Annotated in this window: 17 protein-coding genes; 11 read left to right on the top strand and 6 right to left on the bottom strand. The window is 62.4% G+C overall.

What is annotated here, in order from left to right; all coding sequences use genetic code 11:
* Nucleotides 1-2: 2 nt before the first annotated feature.
* Nucleotides 3-902: a 3-hydroxyisobutyrate dehydrogenase gene (gene mmsB / locus ACQ4WP_RS20625; RefSeq protein WP_436523885.1), complete on the top strand. Its 900-nt coding sequence runs from the start codon at nucleotides 3-5 to the stop codon at nucleotides 900-902.
* Here the strand turns inward: mmsB and ACQ4WP_RS20620 are convergent.
* Nucleotides 899-1,288: a DUF1090 family protein gene (locus ACQ4WP_RS20620; protein WP_436523883.1), complete on the bottom strand. Its 390-nt coding sequence runs from the start codon at nucleotides 1,286-1,288 to the stop codon at nucleotides 899-901. The genes mmsB and ACQ4WP_RS20620 overlap by 4 nt on opposite strands.
* A 153-nt stretch (nucleotides 1,289-1,441) precedes the next feature.
* Here ACQ4WP_RS20620 and ACQ4WP_RS20615 point away from each other — a divergent pair, with 153 nt between their 5' ends.
* The 5 genes from ACQ4WP_RS20615 to ACQ4WP_RS20595 all read left to right on the top strand — a co-directional run bounded on the left by ACQ4WP_RS20615 (nucleotide 1,442) and on the right by ACQ4WP_RS20595 (nucleotide 7,321).
* Entirely contained in the window at nucleotides 1,442-2,266 is an 825-nt protein-coding gene (locus ACQ4WP_RS20615; RefSeq protein WP_436523881.1) for a tetratricopeptide repeat protein, read from the top strand.
* Nucleotides 2,263-3,249 carry a tetratricopeptide repeat protein gene (locus tag ACQ4WP_RS20610; RefSeq protein WP_436523879.1) on the top strand — a complete coding sequence of 329 codons (987 nt, stop codon included), beginning with the start codon at nucleotides 2,263-2,265 and terminating at the stop codon, nucleotides 3,247-3,249. The genes ACQ4WP_RS20615 and ACQ4WP_RS20610 overlap by 4 nt, the downstream gene beginning before the upstream one ends.
* Before the next feature lie 68 nt (nucleotides 3,250-3,317).
* A complete protein-coding gene (locus ACQ4WP_RS20605; RefSeq protein ID WP_436523877.1) occupies nucleotides 3,318-4,532 on the top strand; it encodes an AGE family epimerase/isomerase in 1,215 nt (404 codons plus the stop codon).
* Nucleotides 4,529-5,449 carry a carbohydrate kinase family protein gene (locus ACQ4WP_RS20600; protein WP_436523875.1) on the top strand — a complete coding sequence of 307 codons (921 nt, stop codon included), beginning with the start codon at nucleotides 4,529-4,531 and terminating at the stop codon, nucleotides 5,447-5,449. Before ACQ4WP_RS20605 ends, ACQ4WP_RS20600 begins: the two co-directional genes overlap by 4 nt.
* 231 nt (nucleotides 5,450-5,680) lie before the next feature.
* The gene (locus tag ACQ4WP_RS20595; protein ID WP_436523873.1) at nucleotides 5,681-7,321 is read left to right on the top strand and encodes a diguanylate cyclase domain-containing protein; all 1,641 of its coding nucleotides are present in this window, start codon (nucleotides 5,681-5,683) and stop codon (nucleotides 7,319-7,321) included.
* A 51-nt stretch (nucleotides 7,322-7,372) separates the two neighbouring features.
* On the opposite strand, the gene ACQ4WP_RS20590 is transcribed toward ACQ4WP_RS20595, so the two are convergent.
* Complete coding sequence (locus ACQ4WP_RS20590; RefSeq protein WP_436523871.1) at nucleotides 7,373-8,461, bottom strand: LacI family DNA-binding transcriptional regulator; 1,089 nt, start codon at nucleotides 8,459-8,461, stop codon at nucleotides 7,373-7,375.
* Nucleotides 8,445-10,358 (bottom strand): glucokinase, encoded by a 1,914-nt coding sequence (locus ACQ4WP_RS20585; RefSeq protein WP_436523869.1) that lies wholly within the window; start codon nucleotides 10,356-10,358, stop codon nucleotides 8,445-8,447. Before ACQ4WP_RS20585 ends, ACQ4WP_RS20590 begins: the two co-directional genes overlap by 17 nt.
* 346 nt (nucleotides 10,359-10,704) lie before the next feature.
* Between ACQ4WP_RS20585 and ACQ4WP_RS20580 the strand changes: the two genes are divergently transcribed.
* From ACQ4WP_RS20580 to ACQ4WP_RS20560, 5 genes are all read left to right on the top strand, one after another.
* Entirely contained in the window at nucleotides 10,705-12,024 is a 1,320-nt protein-coding gene (locus ACQ4WP_RS20580; protein ID WP_436523867.1) for a maltoporin, read from the top strand.
* A 244-nt stretch (nucleotides 12,025-12,268) separates the two neighbouring features.
* Nucleotides 12,269-13,522, top strand: a complete 1,254-nt coding sequence (locus ACQ4WP_RS20575; RefSeq protein ID WP_077402988.1) for an ABC transporter substrate-binding protein — start codon at nucleotides 12,269-12,271, stop codon at nucleotides 13,520-13,522.
* A gap of 112 nt (nucleotides 13,523-13,634) precedes the next feature.
* Nucleotides 13,635-14,519, top strand: a complete 885-nt coding sequence (locus ACQ4WP_RS20570; protein WP_071077887.1) for a carbohydrate ABC transporter permease — start codon at nucleotides 13,635-13,637, stop codon at nucleotides 14,517-14,519.
* Nucleotides 14,516-15,391, top strand: coding sequence for a carbohydrate ABC transporter permease (locus ACQ4WP_RS20565; protein WP_071077886.1), 876 nt, complete (start codon nucleotides 14,516-14,518; stop codon nucleotides 15,389-15,391). Before ACQ4WP_RS20570 ends, ACQ4WP_RS20565 begins: the two co-directional genes overlap by 4 nt.
* A 9-nt stretch (nucleotides 15,392-15,400) precedes the next feature.
* Entirely contained in the window at nucleotides 15,401-16,510 is a 1,110-nt protein-coding gene (locus ACQ4WP_RS20560) for an ABC transporter ATP-binding protein (protein WP_436523864.1), read from the top strand.
* Between the two features lie 195 nt (nucleotides 16,511-16,705).
* Here the strand turns inward: ACQ4WP_RS20560 and ACQ4WP_RS20555 are convergent, their stop codons facing one another.
* The 3 genes from ACQ4WP_RS20555 to ACQ4WP_RS20545 all read right to left on the bottom strand — a co-directional run bounded on the left by ACQ4WP_RS20555 (nucleotide 16,706) and on the right by ACQ4WP_RS20545 (nucleotide 20,017).
* Nucleotides 16,706-17,941, bottom strand: coding sequence for a maltoporin (locus tag ACQ4WP_RS20555; protein WP_436523862.1), 1,236 nt, complete (start codon nucleotides 17,939-17,941; stop codon nucleotides 16,706-16,708).
* A gap of 92 nt (nucleotides 17,942-18,033) precedes the next feature.
* Nucleotides 18,034-19,167, bottom strand: a complete 1,134-nt coding sequence (locus tag ACQ4WP_RS20550; protein ID WP_436523860.1) for an ABC transporter ATP-binding protein — start codon at nucleotides 19,165-19,167, stop codon at nucleotides 18,034-18,036.
* Between the two features lie 10 nt (nucleotides 19,168-19,177).
* On the bottom strand, nucleotides 19,178-20,017 hold the full coding sequence (locus tag ACQ4WP_RS20545) for a carbohydrate ABC transporter permease (RefSeq protein ID WP_436523858.1): 840 nt from the start codon (nucleotides 20,015-20,017) through the stop codon (nucleotides 19,178-19,180).
* Nucleotides 20,018-20,020 lie beyond the last annotated feature (3 nt).

The raw sequence follows: 20,020 nt of genomic DNA, 5'->3' as shown, positions 1-20,020 counted from the left end.
GGATGAGCGTGAGCACAAACATCGTTTTCATCGGCCTCGGTAACATGGGGCTGCCCATGGCGCAAAACCTGGTGCGCGCCGGCCATGCGGTGACGGGCTTCGATTTGCTGCCGGCCAGCGTGAAACAGTTCGCCGATGGCGGCGGCCTGGTATCCGATGACCAGGCGGCGGCGATCCAGGCGGCCGACATCGTCATCACCATGCTGCCGGCCAGCCGCCACGTGCTGGGCGCGTATTTGGGGGGCGCTGGCATCCTGGCGCAGGCGCGGCCCGGCACCTTGCTGATCGACTGTTCGACGATTTCCACCGAGGCGGCGCGCCAGGTGGGCCGCGCCGCGCAGGAAAAGGGCTTGCCCATGCTGGACGCACCCGTCTCGGGCGGCACGGCGGGCGCCACCAACGGCACCCTGACCTTCATGGTGGGCGGCGAAGAGGCGGCGCTGGCGGCGGCGCGGCCTTACCTGGAGATCATGGGCAAGGCGATTTTCCACGCGGGCGGTTCGGGTTGCGGCCAGACGGTCAAGATCTGTAACAACATGCTGCTGGGCATACTCATGATCGGCACCAGCGAAGCCATACGCCTGGGCGTGGCGAATGGCCTGGACCCGAAGGTGGTGTCGGATGTGATGGCGAAAAGCTCGGGCCGCAACTGGACCCTGGAAGTGTACAACCCGTGCCCGGGCGTGGCCGAGAACGTGCCCGCGTCGCGCGGCTACACGGGCGGCTTTGGCGTCGATTTGATGCTGAAAGACCTGGGACTGGCCGTGGAAAGCGCCTTGGCCAGCGGGGCGAGCGTGCCGCTGGGCGCCCTGTCGCGCAATTTATATGGTTTGCACAGCAAGGCGGGCTCGGGCGCGCTGGATTTTTCCAGCATTTATCAACTGCTGGGCGAGAAAACTTAAGGCTGCTGCGCCTGCAGGGCGGCCAGTTCCGCCCTGGCCTTTTCCAGCTTGCCTTCCAGCTTGGCGATTTTCTTCGGCTCTTTATTCGCTTCCTGGGCCAGGCGCAGCGAACGCTCCGTCTGGTTCACCTTCGCCTGCGCCTTCAGCACCTTCTTGTTGTGACGCTCGACCAGCACGTTGTCGCGGCAGTGGGCGTTGACTTCGTCGAGCGCGCGCGTGAGGCCCGCGACCTTGTCGGACAGGCCCTGTTCCTGCGCCTGGTGCAATTCGCTGCGGATGCTTTCGCGCTTGGCGGCGCAGCCGGCCAGCTGCGTCTCTGCGGCGTTGGCGCCCATGGAAGTGGCGGCGAGGAGCAAGGTCAAGGCGAGTTTGGACAGACGGTTCATAGTGTTCCTGGCAGGTTGGTTTAGTTGATGCAATGTAAGCCCGCTGGCGTGCCCTGTCAAACTTCCCGTGCAGTGCGTGCCTGTCTGGCGTGGCATCGGCTACCATGCGTGTTTTCTTCTTCCCGACACCGTCGCATGCCCAAGAAATTACTTTTGCTGATTCCTTTTCTACTGCCGCTGCCCATCCTGGCGCAAACCTCGCCCACCTTGCTCGATCTGCAGCTGATCGCCATCGAGGCCAGGGCGGATGCATCGTCCAGCAGCCCGGAAAGTATCGCCGAGTTTGCCGAGACCCGGCGTGTGGCTGAAACGGGCGATGTGGAGGCGCAGCTGGAGCTGGCGCGCATGCTGCAGCTGGGCGTCGGCACGCCGCAAGACACGGCGCAGTCGATGGTCTGGGTACGCAAGTCGGCCGAAGGCGGCTATGCGCCGGCGCAATCGGCCTTGGGCCTGGCCTACACGATGGGTGGCAAGGTGCCCATCGACCGCGTACAGGGCGAATACTGGCTGCGCAAGGGCGTGGCGCAAGGCGACGAACTGGCGCAAACCATTTTGGCGCTGGAATTCATCGATGGCGACAACAGTGCCGAAGAACAGGCGCTGGCCTTGACATGGTTGAAGGCAGCGGCGCTCGAACAGCACTTTGTTCCTGCCTATAACGCGCTGGGAGAGCACCTGATGCGCGCGGCCACTGACGAGCAGCAGCGCGGCGAGGCCTACACCTGGTATTACAAGGCGGCGCGTGAAAGCCAGCCGGCCGGCATGCGCAACCTGGCCCGCGCACACGAACTGGGCCTGGGCGTGGCACAGTCGGACAAGTGGGCCCTGATCTGGTACGAGCGGGCGGCATGGAGCGGCGACTTGCCCGCCATGCGGCGCATGCTTGATGTGTATGTCAAAGGCGAACTTGGGCAGCAGGCGAATGCCGAAGACGCCGCCGAGTGGCGCGGCAAACTGGCTGAAAAGGAAAACAAATGAAGACCCTCCTGTTCATCTTGAGCCTGGCCTTGGCGCAGCCAGCGTCCACCAAGGAACCGCGTCAGCATCCGGCGCTGGTCGAATTCGATACCAAGGGACTGGATGAGATGCGCGCGCGCGTACAGGCCGTGATCAACCGCCCGGCCGACCTGTCGCCGGACAAGGTCGCCGCCTTCGAGAAGACACGCCGCGCCGCGGAAGGGGGCGACACGGTCGCCCAGCTGGACCTGGCGCAGATGCTGCACGAAGGCGAGGGCACGCCGCGCGACGAGGGCCAGGGCCTGGCGTGGATGAAGAAATCGGCCGAACGCGGCTATGGCCCGGCGCAGGCTTTCCTGGGCGTGGCCTATACGCTGGGGCAGGGAATGGCAATCGACCGCAAGCTGGGCGAATACTGGTCGCGCAAGGGCGCCGCGCAAGGCGTGGAACTGGCCAACTTCACGGTGGCCATGCATTTTGAGAATATCCACAGCAGCGCGGAAGAACAGGCGCACGCGCTGCACTGGCTTAAATACTATGCTGAAAACGGCTTTATTTACGCCTACAATGAAATCGGCTATCGCCTGATGATGACGGCGCACGATGAGGCGCAGCGCAAGGAAGCATTTGGCTGGTACATGCAGGCGGCCAAGGCGCTCGACCCGCCCGGTTTGAACAATGTGGCCTACTCGTACGAGGTGGGGCAGGGCGTGCCGCAGAGCGACGAGGCGGCTTTGGGCTGGTACGAAATGGCGGCCATCGCGAAGAGTCCACCGGGACAGACGGGCTTTGCGCGGCTGCTGGAGCAGGGCCGTGGCGGACCAACCCGGCAGGGGCCGGCGCCCAAGCCCTTCGCGCTGTACCTGCTGGCGGCGAAGCAGGGCGACGCGGAAGCCATGGAACGGCTGGTCAAGGTGTACGAAAACGGCGAACTAGGACAGGCGGCCGATCCCGCGCGGGCGGCGCTGTGGCGTGAAAAGCTCAGGCAGGCCAAGATCCCCTGACTGGGCATGACGGAGTGGAGACGGCATGCTATCATCATTGTTATCGATAACAATATCATGAGAGACCCATGAATCCCGATTTCCGCTCCATGGAAATGCTCGAAAAGCATATCCTGCACACGATGCACTTTTATCACCCGCGCGCCATCGATGCGAGCGGCGGTTTTTATCACTTCTTCCTCGATGACGGCACGGTGTATGACGCCAGCACGCGGCACCTGGTCAGCAGCACGCGCTTCATCTTTAATTACGCCATGGCTTACCGCCATTTCGGCGATGACGATTACCAGGCGGCCCTGCGCCACGGCGTGGCCTTCTTGCGCGACGTGCACCGCGACCCTGCCACGGGCGGCTACGCCTGGCAATTGAAGTGGCAGGACGGCGTCAAGACGGTGGAAGACGGCGCCAACCACTGCTACGGCCTGGCCTTCGTGCTGCTGGCCTATGCCCACGCGCTGACCGCCGGCATGCCGGAAGCGCGCGCGTATCTGGACGAGACCTTCGAATTGATGGAGCAGCGTTTCTGGCTGCCCGAACACGGCTTGTATGCGGACGTGGCCAGCGCCGACTGGGCTACCCTGGACGGCTACCGGGGCCAGAACGCCAACATGCATGCCTGCGAAGCCATGCTCGCCGCCTTTGAAGCGACGGGCGAGGCACGCTACCTGCACCGCGCCGAAAGCTTGGCGCACAACATCACCGTTCGCCAGGCGGGCCTGGCGAACGGCATGATCTGGGAACACTACAGGCCCGACTGGTCGATCGACTGGGACTACAACCTGCACGACAAGAGCAATATCTTCCGCCCCTGGGGCTACCAGCCGGGCCACTTCACGGAGTGGGCCAAGCTGCTCTTGATCATGGAACGCCACGCTCAGTTCATGGCCGGTCCGTCCGACTGGCTGTTGCCGCGCGCGCGCGCCCTGTACGACACGGCCCTGGCCAAGGCGTGGGATGGCGCGCATGGCGGCATCCATTACGGTTTCGGCCCGCAAGATGAAATCTGCGATGGCGACAAATACTTCTGGGTGCAGGCGGAAAGCTTCGCTGCCGCCGCCGTGCTGGCCGCGCGCACGGGTGACGCAGCTTACTGGCACAGCTACGACAAGATATGGGACTACAGCTGGACGCACTTTGTCGACCACGAACACGGCGCCTGGTACCGTATTTTGACACCCGAGAACGGCAAGATCAGCGACGAGAAAAGCCCGGCCGGCAAGGTCGATTACCATACCATGGGCGCCTGCTATGAAGTGCTGAACGTGCTTGGCGGTGCCGCATGAGTGCCACTTTACCCACTTTTGTTTCGGCCGGCGAAGCGCTGACGGACATGCTGCGCACGGGCACTGACTCCTGGAGCAGCCAGGTGGGCGGCTCGACCTGGAACGTGGCGCGCGTAATGGCGCGCCTGGGCGTGCCCAGCGCCTTTGCTGGCGGCGTCAGCCTCGACGTCTTCGGCGACGCGCTGGCCGCTGCCACCGAGGCGGCTGGCCTGGACATGCGTTTCTTGCAGCGCCGTGCGAAGTCGCCGTTGCTGGCCATCGTGCATGAACTGCATCCACCCACCTATTACTTTATCGGCGACGACAGCGCCGACCTGCATTTTGACGCGGCGCAGCTGCCCGGCGGCTGGATGCAGGGGGCGCAATGGGTGCATTTCGGCGGCATCAGCCTGGCGCGCGAACCGCTGGCGGGCAAGCTGGTGGCGCTGGCGCAGGAATTGAAAGCGGCCGGCGTCAACATCAGCTACGACCCGAATTTCCGCATCATGATGGATGAACGTTACGACGCCACCTTGCGCCGCATGGTGGAACTGGCCGACGTGGTCAAAGTGTCGGACGAAGACCTGGCGGGCCTGTTCCGGCATGACGACATCGATGGCGCGTTGACCACACTGCGCAGCTGGAATCGGCAAGCCACCTATTTATATACGCGTGGTGCGCAGGGCGCGACCCTGTATCAGGGCGAGCAAACATGGCAGGCGGCGCCGCCCGTCATCGAGGTGGTCGACTCGGTGGGGGCGGGCGACGCCAGCATCGGCGGCTTGTTGTACAGCCTGATGTACCGGCTTGACGCCGATGGCGGCCAGCACTTGCGCTTTGCCGTCGCTGCCGGCGCGGGCGCCTGCCTGGCCGCCGGCGGTTCGCCGCCGTCGGTGCAATTGGTGGAATCGTTGCTGGAGCGCACTATATTGGGATGATATGGCTAGAGTGTGCGTATTCAGCGGCGCCATGGCGCCCTTTTTGCAAGAATAGGCGTAAGATTTGCTCTCTCGCCATGTCAAGAGCCTACCCTGGGAGGGTATTCATCTGCGGTAATAGGCTCCAAGTCATCCGTTGAAAAATATGCCGTTCCACCGAGTGCCATGCATGGCGCCACCTGGCCGGATCTGTGCGCTTTACAGAGCATGGGCGCTGAGAAGGAAGTTCGCATGCATAAGATCTGGAAATTTTTCAATCCCAGGAGCTTCAAATTCAAGATGACTGTGCTCGTGGGGGTGCTGGTGCTGTGCGCGACCGGCTCTGTCGCGCTCGCATCACTGTCCGTCGCGCAAGGGCAGATGGCATCCGTCATCGGCAATCAGCAATATGCCTTGCTGACCAGTGCGGCGGCCTATATCGACGAAGACTTGAATGCGAAGAAAGCACTGCTCAAGGTGCTGGCGGAAGGGCTACCCGCTGACGTATATGAACATCCGCAGCGGATGCAGGCATTTATTGAAAATCATCCAACCCTGCGCGAGGAATTTTTCAATCTCGTGGCCTTTGATGCCACTGGAAAATTGATTGCCAGCATGAATGACCGGCGCGTGGTCGGCAAGCTCAATTTCGCCACGCGGGAATATTTTATCGATACCGTCAAGTTCAGGGAAGGCGTAATATCGCGTCCATTCAAGAGCCAGCTCTCGGGCAAGCCCATTGTGCTGGTAACCGAACCGATCTATGACGAAGCCGGCAAATTGCTGTATGTGATCGCTGGCGGTATCAATTTGCAAAGCCCGACATTTTTTGGCCAATGGGAGCAGCTCAAACCGGGCAAGAGCGGTTATCTGTTCATGTTGACCCACGACGGCACGATACTCCACCATCAGGATGCGGCCCGCATCCTGACGCGCGAGACTGATGAGAAGGGCGGCGCGATACCTTCCACACTGGCCGCATTGCGTGGTTTTGACGGCTGGACGCAGGATAAAACCAGGCAAGGCGTGCAGGCGATTATCACGTACAAGCGTTTGCGCACGGCCGATTGGATCATCGGCGCCGTCTACCCTGAAAGCGAGGCATTCACGCCGATCACCGATATTTATGCCAAAGTCATCATTGCTTCCTCAGGCGTCGCCTTCCTGGCCAGTGGTGCCGGCTGGCTCGCGGTGATGCTGCTCTTGCGTCCCTTGGGCGATCTGGGCCGGCATGTGGCGAGCATACGCTCCGGCAATGCCAATATTGAGGTTTTTGATATCGCCCGCAAAGACGAGTTCGGAAAACTGAGCCGTGCATTTTATGCGCTGTCGCTGCAGAGGGAAGCTGCGGAGAGCAACCTCGCTGCTCTGGCGCGCACGGACATGCTGACCGGCCTGCACAACAGGCGCATGTTTGACGAGGCGCTGGCCGCGGCATTGACGCGCGCCCGGCGCGCTGGTACGGGCCTGGCGCTGGCCTATCTGGATATCGATTATTTTAAAAAAATAAATGATACATACGGGCATGGCATCGGCGACCTGGTATTGATTGAATTTGCCAAACGGCTCAAAGCTTGCATCCGGGCCTCGGATACGGTAGCGCGCCTTGCAGGCGACGAGTTTGTCATCATTTTTGAACAACTGACGGATCAGTCCGAGCTCGCGATACTGGGCAAGAAAATCGTGCAAGAGATGGTCGTGCACTTTGATTGCGGCGGCATCGATCTGCATGTCGCCACCAGTGTCGGCTTGGCATTCAGTGCCCAGGGCGATACGACGGCAGGGGCATTATTGACGGCGGCCGATACGGCGCTCTACAAGGCAAAAAGCGCTGGCCGCAACGGTTATGCCGTCACATCCATCGGCAGCCCCGCCTTGACCGAGGCGGTGTAGGGCCGGGCGCGCCGGCAAGGCGAGCGGAGGGCGTCACCCGTTCTGGCAGCGTCATGGTCTGCGTTGGCCTTTTGCCGCCGGCGGCGCATACCTGCCCGACGATGCCCGCTCGACCAGGGTAAATTCCATCAGGCGATGCGTGGCGGGCGCGGGTTCTCCCGCGCGGCGCTGGCGTATTTCGTCGATGACGAGATTGACGGCGGCGCGCGCCATGTCGGCGATGGGCTGGTGGATGGTGGTCAGCTCTGGCCAGACGGTGGTGGCCACGGGCGTATCGTCAAAGCCGCACACGCTCACGTCCTGCGGCACTTGCAGGCCCATGCCGTGCGCCACGGCCAGGGTGGCGGCAGCCATGTCGTCGTTGCTGGCGAAGATGGCGCTGGGGGGCGGTTGTTGCGCCAGCAGCTGGCGCGCCGCGTCCAGCCCCGAGCGATACGTGAAATAGCCTTGCGCCACCCTGTGCGGCGGTACCAGCAAGCCCGCTTCCCGCATGGCGTCTTCGAAGGCCTGGCGGCGCAGCAGGGCGGGCGTGTGCGCCGGATCGCCTTCGATGAAGCCGATGTCGCGGTGGCCCAGCGCGAGCAGATGGCGCGTCATGGCCAGCGCGCCTTCGTAGTCGTCGATGCGCACGGCCGACACATCGGGCGAGGGGCGCGCCGTGGCCACGGCGATGGCGGGGATGCCCATCTGATTCAGCTGCGCCAGCACTTCCGGTGAATCGCACAGCGGCGGCGGCACCAGGATGCCATCCACGCCGGCCGCCACCAGGCAGGCGATGCCGGCGCGCTGGCTATCCAGATCTTCGCAGCGCTCGAGCAGCAACTGGCCGCCGCCCTGGCGGCACTGGTCCATGGCGCCAACCAGGAATTCGCTGAGGAAGGCCGCGCTGGGGTTGCTGTATAACAGGCCGATGCGCAGGGTGCCCGTGCGGGCCGCCCTGGCTGCCAGATTGGGCTGGTAGCGCAGGCTGGCGATCGCCGCCTCGACCTTGTCGCGCGTGGCCGTGCTGACGCTGGCGCGCCCGTTGATCACGCGCGATACCGTCATGGCCGACACGCCGGCCACGCGCGCCACGTCATGCACGGTGGCGCCGCTGGCGGTATCAAGGGCGGCGCGCGCCGCCTTATTCGAGGTGGCCACCGAATTTCAGCTTGCCGCTGATGCGCATGCCGTGCAATTGACCCTCTTCCAGCTCGGCGGCGCTGGTGCGCTGCGCCGTGTCGCGCCGCGCCAGTCCCACCGACAGGATATCGAGCATCATCAGCTGCAGCAGGCGCACGATCATGGGCACGAAATTGAGATTGCCTTCCGGGTGGTTCAAGGTCAGCAGCACGTCGGCCAGCTTGGCCAGCGGCGAACCGCTGGCTGTAATGGCCAGCACGCGCGCGCCGCAGCCTTGCGCCACCTTGACGGTGCGCAGCAGGTCGGGCAGGGCGCCCGAGCGGGAAATGACCAGCGCCACGTCGCCCGGCTTGAGCATGGCGGCGCTCATTTCCTGCGCCTGCGGATCGGCAAAGAAGCTGCTGACGATGCCCAGGTTGAGCAGCTTGTGCTGCATGTCGTCGGCCACCACGCGGGCGCTGCCCACGGCCAGCAATTCCACGCGCTGCGCGCCGCGCAGCAGTTCGATGGCGGCCGTCAGCGCCTTCACGTCGAGCATGTCGCGCAGTGCCAGTGCGGCCGAGGCGTTATTGCCCAGCACCTTGCGCGCCAGTTCGGCGTCGGAGTCCGAAATCTCCACGTGGCAGTGGGCCACCGTGATGGCGCCGCCCGTCAGGCCGGAAGCGAGCTTCAATTTGAAATCGGCCAGGCCCTGCACCCCGATCGAGCGGCAAAAGCGCATCACCGTCGGTTGGCTGACGCCGACCCGCTGGGCGATTTCGGCGATTGGCAGGGTCAGCATGGCGTTCGGCTCCTTCAGCACCCAGTCGGCCACCTTGCATTCCGAGGGGCTCATGCGCCCGCGCGCCTGGCGCACCGATTCGAGCACGGGCGCGCCGGAATGGGCGCGCTTGAGTTTTTGCGCCAGGATGGCGGCGATGCCCAGGAATGTGGGCAGTTCGGCCGTGATCAAAAAGGTGGGGATCTGCGCCAGGTATTCGTTCAGGCGGCCCTTTTGCTCGAAGCGGGCGCGGAATTGCGACTGTTCGAACAGGGGGCCCAGGCGCGGCACGATGCCGCCGCCTATATAGATGCCACCCAGCGCACCGAGGGTCATGGCGACGTTGCCGGCGATGGAGCCGAGGATGGCGCAAAAGCAGTCCACCGCCTCCAGGCATACATCGCATTCATTGTTCAGGGCGCGGCTGGTGATGTCGGCTGCCAGCAGTGGCGGCACGTCATGCCGGCCAGCCCGGTCGGACAGGGCGCGGTAGATCAGTTCCAGCCCGCGCCCGGAGGCGAGGCGCTCGGCCGAGACGTGCGACAGCTCGCGCCAGGCGAAGGACAGCACGTCCATCTCGCGCTGGTCGCAGGGGGCGAAGCTGACGTGGCCCCCTTCGCTGCCCAGTGCGATCCAGCGGTCTTCCGCCGGGATCATGCCCGACACGCCCAGGCCCGTGCCCGAACCGAGCAGGCCGATGACGCTGTCGGCGCGCGCCATGCCACCGCCGATCTGCAGGCGCTGGTCGGGCCGCAGATAGGGCAGGGCCATGGCCAGCGCCGTGAAGTCGTTCACCACCAGCAAGGTGTCGAGGCCCAGCGCGGCGCGCATCGCCTCGATCGAGAAGAACCAGTGATGGTTCATCATGCGGATATTGTCGTCGTCGATGGGATTGGCGATGGCGATGGCCGCATGGCGCACGCGCGCCGAACCGGCGGCGCGCGCCTCGCTGCTATCCATATAGGCGGTGATGGCGTCGAGCAGCGAGGCGTAGTCGTCGCAGGGCAGAACTGCCACCGCTTCCAGGTGGCCCTGGCGCGTTTCCAGCACGAAGCGGGCATTGGTGCCGCCGATGTCTGCCAGCAGGCGCGGCCCTTCACTGAAACGCTCCGCCGGATCGCTGCCTGCTATTTCCATTTTTTCATCAATTTTCATGGCGGTGCTTAGTCTCGTTTGCGTGCGCGGTCGTGGCGGCGCACTGTCGTTATGGGCAAAAACCAAGGATTTTAATTCGTATACGTGCCACGTGCCGAAAAATGCGGGGTGTCTGCGCAAATGCTTGCCCGCAGTGCCAGGAACGGTGGCGCCAGCGGAAAAATACAGGGCTTCAACTCGCACATCAGTACGCAAATAAAGTGTCGCAGAGTAGTCGTAGGATTACAACACAATATGTTGATATTTGTTCGTAGTATAGTTACTATGTCCCTGCTGGAAAGAATTCTGGCCAGTACATTCGGCCACGAATGACTAGATAAAAAATAAATTACTGAGGAGACTTACCATGCTGCATCGCACCATGTTGAAGGCCGTGTTGAAAACACTGCCGGCTGCCATCGTCTTAGCCATCGCCAGCGGTTCCGCTGCCGCCGACCCCATGTACCCAGGTGATGCCGAAGGCTTCCACGGCTACCTGCGCGCCGGCGCCGGCAGCAACACCTCCGGCGGCGGCGGTTCGCAAGGCTGCTTCGGCCTGGGTGGCAATACCATGAAATACCGTCTGGGCAATGAGTGCGACGCCTACACGGAATTCGGCTATACCAAGTCCGTCGCCAAGTCCGGCGGCGTGAACTACCTGGCAACCATCTGGGTCAACGCCTACGCACCGAATTCCGATTTCGGCGACAACAAGCTGGGTATCGTCAAGGCCTATGTCGAAGCGCAGGGACTCGACTTCCTGAACGGCGGCACGGCCTGGATCGGTAAACGCTTCTACTACCGTCCTGACATCCACATGCTGGATCTGCAGTACATCAATATGAACGGCACGGGCGCCGGCCTGGACCGCATTCCTGCGGGCCCGGGTAAATTCTCGTATGCCTTCTTCAAGGACAACGATATCGCCCAGCGCGATGACGACAAAGGCACGCGCAGCGGCGTACCGGGTTCCTACCTGGGCACCAAATCTGCCGTACGCCAGAACTTCATCTACGGTGAAATTCCTGTCAACACCAATGGCACGCTGGATCTGGCCGCGACCTACATCATCGGCGAAGGCAAGGATGATGCCATTCTGGGCAAGCGCAATAACGGCTGGCAGCTGTCGGCATTCCACCGTCAAGCGAAAGTCTTCGGCGGCGGCAACACCTTCGGCGTGCAGTACGGCGTCGGTCCTGGTGTCGGCGGTGCGGGCAACGGCCAGTTCGGCGCCTCGGGCGACACCGGCTACGGTTCGGACCGCAAGCGCACGCGCATCTTCAATGACATGGCGATCCAGCCGATGGCCAACTTCGGCATGGAATTCGTCGCCCTGTGGCAAAAAGACGAGTCGAATGCAAATGGTTCCTCGACCTGGACCTCGGTTGGCGTGCGTCCCGTGTACGCGTTCACCGACAACTTCAAGCTGGTGGGCGAACTGGGCACGGATCGCGTGACGCAAGCGGGCGGCTTGCCGGCCAAGCGTTTGACCAAGCTGACCATCGCACCGACGATCTCCGCCGGTCCTGGCCTGTGGTCGCGTCCTGAACTGCGCGCTTTTGTGACGTACGGCAAATGGAACGATGCGGCCACCGCGTCGGTCAATGCGTCGAACAACGGCGGCCCGATCTACAACAACAATACCAGCGGCACCTCTTACGGCTTCCAGGTAGAGACCTGGTTCTAAGTTTGCAGGCGTTGTAAGTTTAGATCAACCTGGCGCATCCTTCGCGGATGCGTTTTTGGCGCCGTCCCGTGATATAAATACAATGTAAGCATGTCATGGATCACGGCGCCGTCTTTTCACTGAAGATGATGCCCGTTTGCAAGCGGGTCTGAGCACAAGAGCGCCGGTACAGGCGCACTATCACCTTTTTCGGCCCCCGTATGCCGAAGCCCCCTAAAAGCTTGATCAAAAAAGGAATGTGGAGATGAAACTGAAATTCAAGATTACCCAACTGGCCGCACTGACCACCCTGGCATTTGCCGGCAGCGCCTTTGCGACCGACGTGGAAGTGTTGCACTACTGGACCTCCGGCGGCGAAGCGAAGTCCGTGGGCCAGCTGCAGCAAATCGTGAAAGAAAGCGGCTTCGGCTGGAAAGACTTCGCCGTGGCTGGCGGCGCTGGCGAAAACGCCGCGACCGCACTGAAAACCCGCGTCATTTCCGGCAACCCGCCAACGGCCGCCCAGATCAAGGGCCCATCGATCCAGGAGTGGGGCGCGGAAGGCGTGCTGGCAAATATCGATGATGCCGCCATTCCAGGCAAATGGGATGCCGTGCTGCCGAAAGTCGTCGCCGACATCATGAAGTACAAGGGTCACTACGTTGCCGCTCCCGTCAACGTCCATCGCGTCAACTGGATGTGGGTCAATCCGGAAGTGCTGAAAAAAGCCGGCGTGGCCACCACCCCGACCACCTGGGATGCGTTCTTCGACGCGGCCGAGAAAATCAAGAAATCGGGCGGCATCGCGATTGCCCACGGCGGCCAGCCATGGCAGGACGCCACCGTGTTTGAATCGGTCGCACTGGGCGTGGGCGGCACCGAGTTCTACAAGAAGGCCATCCTCAAGCTGGACCAGAAGGAATTGACCGGCCCGACCATGCTCAAGGTGTTCGACACCCTGGGCAAGGTGAAGACCTACATCGACAAGGACGCGGCCGGCCGCGACTGGAATCTGGCCACCGCCATGGTCATCAACAACAAGGCCGGCTTCCAGTTCATGGGCGACTGGGCCAAGGGCGAATTCACGGCCGCCGGCAAAGTGCCGGGCAAGGATTACCTGTGCGTGGCAGCTCCTGGCACCGACAAGGCTTACACCTTCAACATCGATTCGTTTGCCATGTTCACGCAAAAGGATGCGAATGCGAAGAAAGGGCAGATCGCCCTGGCCAACGCCATCATGAATCCGAAGTTCCAGTCGATCTTCAACTTGAACAAGGGTTCCATCCCCGTGCGCTCCGGCGTTTCCAAGGACAAGTTTGACGCTTGCGCCCTGAAATCGATGGAAGACATGGACGCCACCAATAAGACCGGCGGCCTGGTGCCATCGTTCGCCCACGGCATGGCGCTGGCATCGGCCACGCAAGGCGCCGTGACTGACGTCATCGCCAAGTTCATGAACACCAACATGAGCTCGAAAGACGCGGTTGCTGCCTTGGCCAAAGCGGCAAAAGTGAAGTAATCACGACGGCGCCGGCTTCCCCGCCGGCGCTCGCTGCATCGCATGCACCGCAGGCCTGCGCCCTGGCATCCGCCCAACGCAGGCCACACGCAGTTCTCTCTACGGCTCTCCTATGTCCATACGCAAGCAATTCGACCGATGGATACCGCAGATGGTGCTGGGCCCCACGCTCATCGCCAGTCTGCTGTTCGTCTATGGTTTTATCTTTTTGACCGGTTGGCTGTCGCTGACCGAATCGCGGCTGATGCCGAACTACGAGTTCGCCGGCCTGGTGCAATACGTCGAACTGTTCGACAATGAGCGCTGGTGGACCTCGCTCAAGAACCTCGGCATCTTTGGTGTCCTGTTCATCGGTTGCAGCATCGCCATCGGCCTGTTCCTGGCGATCCTGCTGGACCAGAAAATCCGCGCCGAAGGCGCGCTGCGCGCCATTTACCTGTACCCGATGGCGTTGTCCTTCATCGTCACCGGCACGGCCTGGAAATGGATGCTCAATCCCAGCCTGGGCCTGGAAAAGGTCATGCACGACTGGGGCTGGACGTCGTTCACCTTCGACTGGCTGGTGAACTCCGACATGGCCATCTACACGGTGGTCATCGCCGGCGTGTGGCAATCGTCGGGCTTCGTCATGGCCCTGTTCCTGGCCGGCCTGCGCGGCATCGATGATGAAATCATCAAGGCGGCGCAAGTCGATGGCGCGTCCTTGCCGACGATCTACTGGCGCATCGTGATTCCCGCCATGCGGCCCGTGTTCTTCAGCGTGCTGCTGATCCTCGCGCATATCGCCATCAAGAGCTTCGACCTGGTCATCGCATTGACGGCTGGCGGACCTGGCAACTCGTCGTCCGTGCCGGCCATCTTCATGTACCAGTTTTCCTTCACCCGCGGCCAGTTGGGCCTGGGCTCGGCATCGGCAATGATGATGCTGGCCACCATCGTGGCCGTGCTCGTGCCGCTGATGTACCTGGAAACGCGCAGCGCAAAGGCGATGAGATGACACACACTCCTACACGCAACAACAAACTCACCCTGGGACGGGTGGTGTTATACCTGCTGCTGATTCTATTCGCGGTGTACTACATCGTGCCACTGTACGTGACCCTGTCGACGTCGTTCAAGTCGCTCGACGAGATCCGCAGCGGCAACCTGCTGGCCCTGCCGCACGTGTGGCAATTCGATTCCTGGTCCAAGGCCTGGTCTTCGGCCTGCACGGGCGTGACCTGCGACGGCATGCAGCCCTTCTTCTGGAACTCGATCAAGATGGTGATTCCCGCCGTGCTGATCTCGACCTTCCTGGGCGCCTTCAACGGCTACGTGTTCGCGCACTGGCGCTTTCGTGGTTCGGAAATGCTGTTTGCCGCCTTGCTGGTGGGCTGCTTCATTCCGTTCCAGGTAGTGATCCTGCCGATGGCGCGCCTGCTGGGCGAATTCGGCCTGGCCAATACCACCACCGGCCTGGTCTTCGTGCACGTGGTGTATGGCACTGCCTTCACGACCCTGTTCTTCCGTAACTACTACATCGGCGTGCCGGAAGAATTGATCAAGGCGGCGCGCATCGACGGCGCCGGCTTCTTCCTGATCTTCCGCAAGATCGTGCTGCCGATTTCGGGTCCGATTTTCGTCGTCTGCATCATCTGGCAATTCACGCAGATCTGGAACGACTTCCTGTTTGGCATCGTCTTCGCCAGCGGCGATTCGCAGCCGATCACGGTGGGCTTGAACAATCTGGTCAACACGTCCACGGGCGTGAAGGAATACAACGTCAACATGGCAGCCGCGGTGATTGCCGCGCTGCCTACCCTGCTGGTCTATCTGGTCGCAGGCCGTTATTTTGTGCGCGGTCTGACCGCAGGCGCAGTCAAAGGTTAAGGAAATAATATGTCCAGTTTATCGATACGCGGTATCCGCAAGGTGTACACGAATGGCGTCGAAGTCCTCAAGGGCATCGACATCGAGATCAAGGATGGCCAGTTCCTGATCCTCGTCGGCGGCTCCGGCTCCGGCAAATCGACCTTGCTCAATATGGTGGCCGGCCTGGAAAGCGTCACCTCGGGCGAAATCCTCATCGATGGCAAGGTCGTCAACGACCTGCCGCCGAAGGACCGCGACATCGCCATGGTGTTCCAGTCCTACGCGCTGTACCCGTCGATGACGGTGCGCGAGAATATCGCGTTTGGCCTGAATGTGAAAAAGGTACCGAAGGCGGAGCAGGAAGAAATCGTTGCCCGCGTGGCAGAAACCCTGCAGATCACGCATTTGCTGGACCGCCGTCCGGCGCAGCTGTCGGGTGGCCAGCGCCAGAGGGTCGCCATGGGCCGCGCCATCTCGCGCAAGCCGTCGCTGTTCCTGTTCGACGAACCGCTGTCGAACCTGGACGCCAAGCTGCGCGTGGAAATGCGCGCCGAGATCAAGCTGCTGCACCAGCGCCTGAAGGCCACCATCGTCTACGTCACGCATGACCAGATCGAGGCGATGACCATGGGCGACCTGATCGCCGTCATGAAGGATGGGGTGGTGCAGCAACTGGGCACGCCGCAGGAAATCTACGACAACCCGGCCAACCTGTTCGTGGCCGGCTTCATCGGCTCGCCATCGATGAACTTCATCACCGTCAAGCCTGTCATCGAAGGCAACGAGGTGTTGGTCGCCATCGAGAACGCGGGCAAGAGTATGCGCCTTGCCTTGCCTTTCGACGCCGAGAAACTGCGCAGCTATGCGGGCCGCGACGTGATCCTGGGCGTGCGTCCGGAGCAGATCACGGACATGAGCAGCGCGCACGGCGACGTGGGCCAGGAACTGGGCTGTCTGATCGACCTGGTCGAGCCTACCGGCCCGGATACCCTGCTGACGACGCGCCTGAACGGCGCCGCCGTCACCTGCCGCACGCACCCGCGCGAAGCGGTGCTGCCGGGGCAGACCATGCAACTGTCGTTCAACCTGTCGAAAGCGGCCATGTTTGATCCGGCCAACGGCGAGCGTATCGCATAAAGTTTGATGTTGGTGGCAGCGGCCCGCTTGTCGAGGTGACAAGCGGGCCGTTGTCGTTTACGCTGCCGGCAACATCGCTTATTGATGGCACATGAAAAAACCTATCCTTGCGTTGGCCATTTTTGCCGACAGCGGCGGACAATCCAGATTGATGGCCGCGGCGAGCCCCCGCCCGGCAACGGCGTGCTGCCGGCCTTAGAACCAGGTTTCCACCTGCAGGCCGAACGAGGTGCCGCTGGTGCCGTTGCCGTACACGGGCCCCGATTCATTTGCCTTGTTGACGGCAGCCGTGGCGGCGTCGTTCCATTTGCCGTAGGTGACAAAGGCGCGCAGCTCCGGGCGCGACCAGTAGCCTTTGCCCGCCGTCAGGGTGGGCGCGAAGGTCAGCTTGGTCAGGCGCTGCGCGGCGCCGCCCGTGGGCGACGTCACGCGGTCCGTGCCCAGCTCGAACTGCAGCTTGAAGTTGTCGTTGACGGCATACACGGGACGCACGCCCAAGGTGGTCCAGGTCGAGCTGCCGCCCGAGGCGTTGGACTTGTCGCGCTGCACGATGGCCACCATTTCCGCGCTCCATTCCGGCGTCGGCTGTATCCACAGCGAATTGAAGATGCGCAAGCGCGTCACGTCGTTGCCATTGCGGATCGAACCCGTGGTGCCCATGCGGTCGCAGCACTGGCCGCCGGCACCCGTGCCCGGCCCCACGCCATACTGGATGCCGAAGGTGTTGGCGCCGCCCCACACCTTGTCCTGCTTGTGCAGCACGGTCGCCTGCCAGCCGCTGTGCGAGGTGCTGTCCTTCTTGTCGGGCGTGATGAGGGTGGTCAGCACTTCCAGCGTGCCGTCCTGGTTGACGGGGATGCCCTGGTAGACGAGGTTTTGCCGGATGGCCGAGTTGCCGGGCTTGTCGTTATCCTTGAAGAAGCCGTAGCTGATGCGGCCCGGTCCCAGCTTGTACTGGTCGATGCCGCCGCCCGTGCCGTTCATATTGATATATTGCAAGTCCAGCATGTGGATGTCGGGACGCATGTAGTAGCGCTTGCCGATCCAGGCCGTACCGCCGTTGAGGGTGGCAATGTTTTTCGCTTCCACGTACATCTTAGACATGCTCAGTTCCGAATCGCTGACGGCGGAGCTGGGCGTGTAAGCGGCCACCATGATATGGCCGACGAAGCTGACGCCATTGGCCGATTTGGCCATTTCCTTCTGGTACTCGAATTCGCCGTAGGTGTCGCATTCGTTGCCGAGCCGGTAGCGCATGGTATTGCCGCCCAGGCCGTAGCAGCTTTGCGGGCCGCGGCTGTCCGTGCTCGAGCCGAGGCCGGCGCGGAAGTAGCCGTGGTATTCGCCTTCGGCATCGCTGGCGTGGGCGGCGCCGCAGGCCAGCAGTACAGTGCAGGCGAGGGCCAGCGAGGTCTTGATCGGGTGTTGCATGGAATCTCCTTATCGTTATAAAAATTCGTGCTTGAGCACGTCGTACCGGATCGCTGCCGATCCAATCGGGGTGGCGGCCTGTGCGGGAAGGCTCAGGCGGCCAATATCTGTTTCGATGAAATCAGGTTGCCTGGCTGGCGCCGTGTGCGCGCCACGCCTTGCGCGTCGAACAAATGGAAGGCGCTGCTGGCGGCCGAGACCGTGAATGGCTGGCCCAGCGGCACGCGGTTGTTGCCGTCGCCGCGGATGACCAATTCCTGACCGTTGTCCAGGGTCAGGTAAATGAAATTGGCTTCGCCCAGGTGTTCCACCAGGCTGACGACGCCCTGGAACTGGGCGCTGCCATCACGGTTTTCCAGGATGTGCTCGGCGCGCAAGCCTACTGTGATGGCGTCGCTCGTCCGCAGGCCGGCCGGATCGACGAGGGCAGTGATTTCCTGGCCGCTGGCCAGCGCCACGCGCACGCCATCTTCCTGTGCTGCAAGGACTTTGCCCTCGAAGAAATTCATCATGGGCGCGCCGATGAAGCCGGCCACGAAGCGGTTGGCCGGCTGCTGGTACAGTTCCAAAGGCGTGCCCGCCTGCTGGATATGGCCGCCATGCATGACGACGATCTTGTCGCCCAAGGTCATCGCCTCGACCTGGTCGTGCGTGACGTAGACGATGGTGGCGTTCAGCTGGCGATGTAGCTTGGCAATTTCCAGCCGCGTCTGCACGCGCAGGGCCGCGTCCAGGTTCGACAGCGGCTCGTCGAACAGGAACAACTGCGGTTCGCGCACGATGGCGCGGCCGATGGCCACGCGCTGGCGCTGGCCGCCCGACAGTTCGCGCGGCAGCCGTTCCAGCAAGTGGTCGATCTTCAGGATGGCGGCAGCGTGGCGCACGCGTTGGGCGATGGCGTCCTTGCTGGCGCCAGCGATCTTCAGGCCGAAGGCCATGTTGCGAAATACGCTCATGTGCGGATACAGCGCATAGCTCTGGAAGACCATGGCGATGCCCCGTTCGGCCGGCGGCAGGTCGTTGACAACCTTGCCGCCGATGCACAGAGTGCCTTGCGAAATATTCTCCAGGCCGCACAGCATGCGCAGCAAGGTTGATTTGCCGCAGCCGGAAGGGCCAACCAGCACGACGAATTCACCGTCGCGGATGTCGAGGTCGATGCCGGCCAGCACATTGTGGTGGCCGTCGTAGGATTTGGTCAGTTGTTGCAGGCTTACATGGGCCATGGCGCACCTATTATTTGACCGCGCCGGACGTCAGGCCGCGGATCAGTTGACGAGAAAAAATGACGTACATGACGAGTACGGGAATGACGGCCAGCGACAGCGCCGCCAGCACGGAGTTCCAGTCCGTCACGTATTGGCCGATGAATTGCTGCACGCCCAGGGTGACGGTCTTGGTACGGTCCGACGGCGCCAGGATCAGCGGGAACCATAGGTCGTTCCAGGCGGGAATCATGGTGAACACGGCCACCGTGGCGATGGCGGGGCGGATCAGCGGCAGGATCACCTGGAAGAAGATGGCGAATTCGCCCACGCCATCGCAGCGCGCCGCATCCTTCAGTTCGCGCGGCACCTGGCGCACGAATTCGGACAAAATCATCACGGCCAGCGGCAGGCCCTGCGCCGTGTACACCAGCACCAGCGCCGTCAAGGTGTTGATCAGGTCGAGTCGCACCACCAGTTCCAGGATGGACACCGTGCCGAGGCGGATGGGAATCATGATGCCCAGCGCCAGGTACAGGGTCAGCAGGCGGTTGCCCGTAAACGTGTATTCAGACAAGGCCCAGGCTGCCATGGCGCCGAACAGCACGATCAGCAGCAGTGATAGCAAGGTAACGAATAGGCTGTTGCCGAAATACAGCAGGAAGTCCGAATTGGCCAGCACCTTGTGAAAGCCCACGAGGGAAAAGGTGGTGGGAGTGGGCAGGGCCAGCGGATTGTCGAAGATGGCGACCCGCGTCTTGACCGAGTTGATCAGGATCAAGACGATGGGGAACAGGGCGATGATGGCGTAGCTGGCCAGGATCGCATGCACGGCGGCGCGGCCCAGGGGGCGGGTGGAAACGTTGCGCATGGC

Origin of the sequence: Janthinobacterium lyxosi (assembly GCF_051380665.1) — a bacterium.
Taxonomy (GTDB): Bacteria; Pseudomonadota; Gammaproteobacteria; order Burkholderiales; family Burkholderiaceae_D; genus Janthinobacterium.
The sequence above is the reverse complement of the archived record's forward strand: the minus strand, read 5'-3'. Positions and strand labels throughout refer to the sequence as shown.